Annotated in this window: 10 protein-coding genes; 4 read left to right on the forward strand and 6 right to left on the reverse strand. The window is 62.6% G+C overall.

The features are described 5' to 3' along the window. The 3 genes from QK290_RS18070 to QK290_RS18080 all read right to left on the reverse strand — a co-directional run. The coding region (locus QK290_RS18070; RefSeq protein ID WP_282332045.1) for a thiamine pyrophosphate-dependent enzyme at nt 1-538 on the reverse strand (538 nt) is incomplete at its 3' end. A 242-nt stretch (nt 539-780) separates the two neighbouring features. Continuing rightward, nucleotides 781-1314 carry a hypothetical protein gene (locus QK290_RS18075; protein ID WP_282332046.1) on the reverse strand — a complete coding sequence of 178 codons (534 nt, stop codon included), beginning with the start codon at nt 1312-1314 and terminating at the stop codon, nt 781-783. Further along, entirely contained in the window at nt 1298-1711 is a 414-nt protein-coding gene (locus QK290_RS18080) for a helix-turn-helix transcriptional regulator (RefSeq protein WP_282332047.1), read from the reverse strand. The genes QK290_RS18075 and QK290_RS18080 overlap by 17 nt, the downstream gene beginning before the upstream one ends. 53 nt (nt 1712-1764) lie before the next feature. Between QK290_RS18080 and QK290_RS18085 the strand changes: the two genes are divergently transcribed. From QK290_RS18085 to QK290_RS18095, 3 genes are all read left to right on the forward strand, one after another. Next, nucleotides 1765-1956, forward strand: coding sequence for a hypothetical protein (locus tag QK290_RS18085; protein WP_282332048.1), 192 nt, complete (start codon nt 1765-1767; stop codon nt 1954-1956). An 86-nt stretch (nt 1957-2042) separates the two neighbouring features. Continuing rightward, complete coding sequence (locus tag QK290_RS18090) at nt 2043-2315, forward strand: ribbon-helix-helix domain-containing protein (protein WP_282332049.1); 273 nt, start codon at nt 2043-2045, stop codon at nt 2313-2315. A gap of 461 nt (nt 2316-2776) precedes the next feature. Further along, nucleotides 2777-3241 (forward strand): Lrp/AsnC family transcriptional regulator, encoded by a 465-nt coding sequence (locus QK290_RS18095; protein WP_248759136.1) that lies wholly within the window; start codon nt 2777-2779, stop codon nt 3239-3241. Nucleotides 3242-3284: 43 nt separating this feature from the next. Here the strand turns inward: QK290_RS18095 and QK290_RS18100 are convergent, their stop codons facing one another. The 3 genes from QK290_RS18100 to QK290_RS18110 form a co-directional block, all read right to left on the reverse strand. Further along, nucleotides 3285-4082: an SGNH/GDSL hydrolase family protein gene (locus QK290_RS18100; RefSeq protein WP_282332050.1), complete on the reverse strand. Its 798-nt coding sequence runs from the start codon at nt 4080-4082 to the stop codon at nt 3285-3287. A 61-nt stretch (nt 4083-4143) separates the two neighbouring features. Next, on the reverse strand, nt 4144-5316 hold the full coding sequence (locus tag QK290_RS18105) for an acyltransferase (protein WP_282332051.1): 1173 nt from the start codon (nt 5314-5316) through the stop codon (nt 4144-4146). A 982-nt stretch (nt 5317-6298) separates the two neighbouring features. Further along, entirely contained in the window at nt 6299-6481 is a 183-nt protein-coding gene (locus QK290_RS18110; protein ID WP_282332053.1) for a hypothetical protein, read from the reverse strand. Here QK290_RS18110 and QK290_RS18115 point away from each other — a divergent pair. After that, nucleotides 6480-6718: hypothetical protein (locus tag QK290_RS18115; protein WP_282332052.1), on the forward strand; the 239-nt coding region annotated here is incomplete at its 3' end. The genes QK290_RS18110 and QK290_RS18115 overlap by 2 nt on opposite strands.

Genomic DNA, 6718 nt, shown 5'->3' on the forward strand with positions numbered 1-6718 from the left:
CATGCAGCAGCTGGGTGGTGAGCGGCGTGCACTGGATGCCCACCTTGTGCCTGGCGGGATCGTAGCCGCTGTGCCAGTCACCCCGGAAAATGGTCATGGTCTCCACGGGATCAACCCCCCGCGCCATGACCGCCACGGCGTCCCGGTAGGTGGGGAACAGCCAATCGCCGTCGGAGAGGCAGAGTGCGGCTGCCACCTGGCAGGCTTCCTGGCCGTGGCTGGACGGGTACACGGCCATGCGGCCCTGGCGGACAAGGGCCGAGTTCTGGTCGTTGACGCGGCGGCCGACGACGAGCTGCTCGTAGGCGGCCATAAGTTCGTCATCGCCGGGCAACGGGTACTCGTGGCCGGGTTCTGTGCCCTGCTCGCTTTCTGCTTTGAGCCGGCCCTCCGGATCCACCATCTGGATCTGGTGACGGGCCGGCAGCATGTAATCCTCCACCGTGATGCCGAACTTCCGCACCGCTTCCGATACGGCGTTTTCAGCCGGCAAGCGCTGGGCCTGGTCCGGCGCAGTGTGGTCCGCGGAGATCGTCATTGGTCCGTCTTTCTGTAGCCACTAGTCGGTTCCAGTATGGCCCTCGAGGAAGTTTCGTATCCAGTAGTTCGCCAAATCGTGGAAGGTTCCGCCGGATGGACCTACTCTGGAAGACGAATTGAAATGTGATCCGGATAACGAGCGGGAGCGGTGGACGAATTGCCGAGCAGGTTCTTAGGGAACTCCCGGGGATGAAAAACGCCCCCGACCATATTGGTCGGGGGCGACATTTTTCCGCCTTGTCAGTCGGAGCCCATACGGAGTACAGCATCCGCAGGATCCAGTTCATCCACGCTGAACGTTCGCATTAAGGGCAGAATGATCGGGGTTAGGTTGAGCTTGCTCGACATGGCGGTGACGGACTCGCGCACGTATGGATGCAGCGCCATGAGTCCAACCCGTTCTATGAATAGAGGTCGGATTGCTTCGGCAACGCTGATGGGGCCTGGGAAATCGAACATGATCCCAGCGTCGACGGTGAAGAGGGCTTCGTCGCTCACAATGTCAACGCGCTGCCTGACCTCGATCTGGGTTTGGTCTGCACTGATCCGGAAATAGACCTGGGCGTCGAAGCTGAGCCTGCCATTTTCTTCGTCTTCATCGTCGGCTTCGTGCCGTTCATCCTCGATGTAGTCATCCAAGCCCGAGCCCCGCCGCACCGACCGGACCTCATAGAAGACCAGGCCGGCGAGGCTGGCGTCATCGCTGAGCGTTTGAAGATCGTCGTACGTAGTCACATCTTCCGGGGCAGTGATCGCTTCACGCACTGTTGACAAGGCCTTCCTGCAATTGTTCCTTGGTCCAGGGCTCGAGTGGAACTACAACGCTTCGGCGGACAGCACCTCCGGTATGCACCTTGAAGTCGGTCCACCCATCGGTCTGGTGGTAGCGACTGTTGCGGGCTTTGACCTGAATAACAATCACTGCATCCACGGAGCGGGCGTATCGCTGGAGCGTGAACAGCGTCGGATTGCCTCCGAGCCGTTCAAACTCGGAGACCGTCGACTGTGACGTTCCCATAATTTTAGCTAGCTGGTTCTGCTTTATTTTCAGGTGCTTCCGACGCTTTACCAGCTGAAGAATGGTGTCCGTCAGCGTGCGGGCATCCTTCTTCGCGTGGACTACCTGGGGGTCTTCAGTGTCAATACCGAGCTCTTCAAAGAGTTTGCTCATTACCGTCTCCCTTCGCGGTCATCTAACTATCGGCTGCAACCGGTATTCGCGCCATGAGTCCTTTCACGTTGACCGGTGCGGCGGACGGCGGCTCGGCCGTGAGCGACGCGCTGGGAGTCGGCGGCGGCGTGGACTTGGGGGACGGTGCCCGCGGTTGCCGCCAGCACGCCGGCGAGAATGATCGTGGCGACGACTCCGGCGAGGAGCAGGCCACCGCCGTCGAACCTCCGGCGGCAAGCCGGTGACCGGCTCGGGGGCAGCGCGGCCGGAGCCGCTCCCCCGCCCGGTATTTGGGGTTACCAACAATGGGGTCGAAGCGTATTATTTATGTATGACAAAAATACGGGAAACCATCGACGGCCTGCCGGTCACGGAAGAGATGATTCAGGCCTGGGCAAATGAAGCTGAGGCAGGCTATGAAGTCGAGAAGCTGCATGCTCCTCGGCGAGGCCGCCCGTCGTTGGGCCAAAGTCCCGGCGTGCAGCTGTCCGTGCGCTTGGAACCGGAGTTGGCGGATCTATTGTCGCAGAGCGCTGCCGAAAGGCATATCAGTAAATCCGTTCTGATTCGCGACGCGGTTCGGCACTACTTGCACGCTTCGTGAAACGAACTGTCCACATTTCGGCCAGAAAACATGGAGTAAGTGAGGAAGACGCTCTACACGCAGTTGCTAACGGCATCCATGAAAGCTACCTCGACGATGGAAGCCCTGCACGCCCGCTAGCAATACCTGAAGCTCCTGTCCGAACAGTGAGCGCTACGCCCCCGTGTGCCGCGCCCGGCGCAAAAAGATAATGCAGCGGCCGAGTCTCCTGCATGCTCCCCGAATTCAGCAGTCAGCCCGTCGGTGATGTGGAAATCCCCTCCCAGGCGGCCCACGTCCTCGCCGAAGACCAGGACGGACGGATCGGCCCGTCCGGGTCCACCATCTGGATCTGGCGACGGGCCCCGCGGCAAGTTTCGTATCCAGTAGTTCGCCGAATCGTGGAAGGTTCCGCTGGATGGACCTACTCTGGAAGACGAATTGAAATGTGATCCGGATTACGAGCGGGAGCGGTGGGCGAATTGGCACGACTTGAAGGAGAGCCCGGGGAGGTGCCGCTGGACGACGTCGATCGCCGGATCATCGCCGAACTCACCCGGGACGGGAGGATGTCCGTGACGCAGGTGGCTGAGAATGTCCACATCTCCCGGGCCCACGCCTATACCCGCATCGCCCGACTGACGGGCGAAGGCGTACTGACCAAATTCACAGCCTTGGTGGACCCCATCAAGGCCGGGCTGAAGTCCTCTGCCTACGTGACACTAAAAGTAAGCCAACACTCCTGGCGTGAACTCCGCGAGCAGCTACGCGCGATCCCTGAGGTTCATCACATCGCCCTCGTGGGAGGTGATTTTGATGTGATCCTGCTGGTGCGCGCCATCGACAACACCGACCTGCGGCGGGTGATTTTCGACCAGCTGCAGGCCATGCCGGGCGTCCAGGACACGCAGACGTTTCTGGTGTTTGAGGACGTTGATACGCGTTAGTAAATGGTGTCCAAGAGGCATCGCGGCGTCCGCAGAAGGCTGCTCACTGAATCAGGGTTGCCCAGGACTCCAGGAACTTCTCAGCGAGATGCGCGTGGCCGGCGGTGTTCGGGTGCGCACCGTCAAAGTCGAAGCCCGGGCTGTTGGCAGCCGTGAACCAGCCGGCCTCGTAGGCATCGATGAACGGAGCACCAGCGGCTGCGGCCCCGGCGCGGACTTCGGTGTTCGCACCTTGCAGTTTCTCAGCTAACGGCTGGGGGGCCGAAGGCCCAAGAACTATTACCTGGACGCCGGGCCACAGCTTGCGGGCCGCCTCGATTGTCTGCGCCGTGGCGGTTTGAATTTCATCAGGGCCGGTGATCAGGGCGTCGTTCTGGCCGCCTTGCAGTATGAGGACATTGGGGACGAAGCGCGGATCCTCGGCGATTTCCCGCAACCGTACTTCGTACTCACGGGCCTGGTTGTCCTGGGCACCACCGCCCCAGGCGAACCCGGTTCCGCCCACACCGTCGATGTTGGAGGGGTATCCGAGCGAGCCGGCAACAAGGTACGCCCACCCTTGACCTGGCTGGTCCGCGCCCACACCGGCAGTGTACGAATCGCCAAGAATAAGGAGGACGGGCTTGGCGGGCAGCTCAAATTTCAGCCGTTGGGTCGTTGCAGTGGCTGTGGGTGCCGAGGTTGCCGTAGTAGTCGGCGTGGCCACCGGAGAGCTTGCCGCCAATGGGCTTACGGCTTCGCCTGGGCCGCGGGGATTGGTCAGGGCGATTCCTGCTACCCCAAAAGCAACGACGGCCAGCAGAAAGAGCGCACCGTACTTGATCCATTCCTGCTTGGTCACGCTGGGTCTCCGCCGTTTCTCGTCACCGGCACATCTTACCGGCGTCGTCGCGGCGGAACGCCTATGTGCGTCCGGCCGGCTCCAGCTCCCGGGCGGGTTCCGGGGCGGGACGGACGACGGCGGGATCCAGCCTTCTGGAGGCCCACTGGCGGATGGGCCGTTCCACGAAGCGGAACGAGAGGTAGGCCATCGCCACGGTCAGCGCTGCGGCCACGGGGACGCGCACCCAGAGTGACGGGACCAAGGGTATCAGCAGGAGATAGACGGGCAGGTGCCAGAGGTAGGCGGCGTAGGACAAGTCGCGGCCGGGGTTGGCCAGCCAGGGGTGGCTCAGGACCCCGGAGGCCAGGCCGGCCGGCCGGAGGACGAGCGATCCGATCACCAACCCGGCCAGGAGCGCCAGGGCGGTGGGACCGACGGTCCAGAAGACATCAAACCACGGGCCGGGCTTGTCCGGCTCTTTGAACGTAAACACGGCGACCACCAGGGCGAACCCTGCTGCGGGACCGCCCCAGCGTGCACCGGCCTGCAGGGAGGCATGGACTCTGGAGCCTGGTCTGACCGACGCAAATACCAGGGCCATGGTGCAGCCAAGCAGCAGCTGGTCGGCCCTGGTGTCCGGTCCGTTGTAGAGCCGGGCCAGCGGCGCCCCGCCGGTTACCAGGAGGAATCGTTCAACCAAGAACCCGGCCGCCAGGACGGCGGTTATCCAGGCTACGGTGCGGAGCTTCCAGAACCGCAGCATCACCAGGAGGAGCACCGGCCAGACCAGGTAGAACTGTTCCTCGACGGCGAGCGTCCAGGTGGGGCTCAGAGCGTTGCCCCCGGTAGAGGAACCGAAGGCCCCGTAGTTGGTCAGGTTCATCACATAGGCCGACGCCGGGATGGCATTGGCGCCCTGGCCGCCCCACCCTGAAGTGGGGAAGACCAGGCCGCCGACAACCACCACGGCGCAGACGGCCAGCAGCGCCGGCCAGAGCCGGGCGAGGCGCTTGGCGTAGAAGATGCCGAGGCGCAGCCGGCCCGTGGCCCGGTATTCCTTCAGGATCAGCAGTGTGATCACAAAGCCACTGAGCGCGAAGAAGACATCCACGCCGATGGACCCGCCGGGGGCGAGCTCCGTCACGGTATGAAAGAGAAAGACGCCGGCTACCGCTATGGTGCGAAGCCCATCGAGGGCGTGTTTCCGCCCGGACATGAGCCCGGTTTCGGGCGCCGCCGGGCGTTCCGTCAAGGTCGTACTCGGCTGAAAATTCACTCATCAAGCATAGGGAGGTGACCATATGCTCCGCTGACTGAAGGCTGGGCGCCAGCTGGGTGCGATGCGGCCAAGTCCTGCCAACGCGGCCCGTCGGAGAGATAACCAATCGCATGGCCCGATACCAAGAGAACGGCGGCGGGCCGCAGACGGCGGCCGTCTCGTGTTTCGAACGCGCAGCGGCCCGCCCGGAATGCCCGTAAGCAGCTGGGTCCCTGGGACGCTGGCGGGGCTGATACTTGTTAGGCGATTCCGATTTCAACAGCCCGCAGGGCGCCATCGGTGATAGCGTCCCGACCACTTGGCAAGCCAATCTGCTTCGTCGGCGCGGCAGGGGTTTGTTGACAGTCACAGCCGTCTGGCTGATGGGGCGCCTAGGAGACAGTCGCTTGGCTCGGGGAATGACCCGCTACATACCCCTCGGAAGGAACCTGGGGGTGGAAGCAGATGGCCATTCCGCGTCAATGGCAACGTCGTTCAGTTTCGCCCAGATTGTTCGCATAATTCCGACCCCGTCTCGCCGGACAAGGATGGACACGAGCCGCTGCCCTACCCATCTTTCCACCAGCACGTACCCAGCCGATCGGGTCACGAAAACATCGTCAGCAACCCATGCAACACCGTTCTTAACACCAAATAACCCCGCCTGTGGCCTAGTTCTGCTGTCCATTACGGTCCGCCGACAATGAGGTTTCCGGCTCTACGTTCATCTCGCATTTTGCCCATGCGCCGAACCTAATTCACGCCACATGCCCAGCCACGAGTACCCAATACCTGTTTTTCAATCACCGGGGCTCCTGCCTACTCAGGTAGTGGACAGGTCTTGCCACAGCCTGGCCACAGTCCCGAATCCGCTAGGAACAGCCGCCGTGAACACGCTCGGATGGGAACCGATTCGATTCGGTTGCCAGCGAGGAACACCAACAACACAACTGGAGTGCGGTCCGGGGCCGTGCGGTTACTCTACGGTGACGCTCTTGGCGAGGTTGCGCGGCTGGTCCACGTCGTTACCCTTGGCCGAGGCGAGGGCCAGGGCGAAGATCTGCAGCGCAACCGTGGTGAGCAGCGGAGCCAGCAGCACGGGGGTTTCCGGGATGTAGAAGACATGCTCGGCGCAGCCGACGTTGATGAGCCTGGCCATGCGCGAACCACGGCTGGTACCGGCCGTCGGGTTTACTGTTGCGCCAGATCTCCCGGTAGACGCTCTGATAGCTTTTCCCGATCCGGGCGGTGATCGATTTCACCGACTCGCCGGCGGCGAGACCATCGGCGATTTCGATCCGGTCATCCTGGGTCAGGTACCGGCGGCTGATCGGCTTATCTGGCTCTTCCGAATGCAGGGTGTAGCCGGGGTTGGCGCGCGTGACTTCCGAGGCCG

The sequence above is a fragment of the Pseudarthrobacter sp. AL07 genome (assembly GCF_029960665.1).
GTDB lineage: Bacteria > Actinomycetota > Actinomycetes > Actinomycetales > Micrococcaceae > Arthrobacter.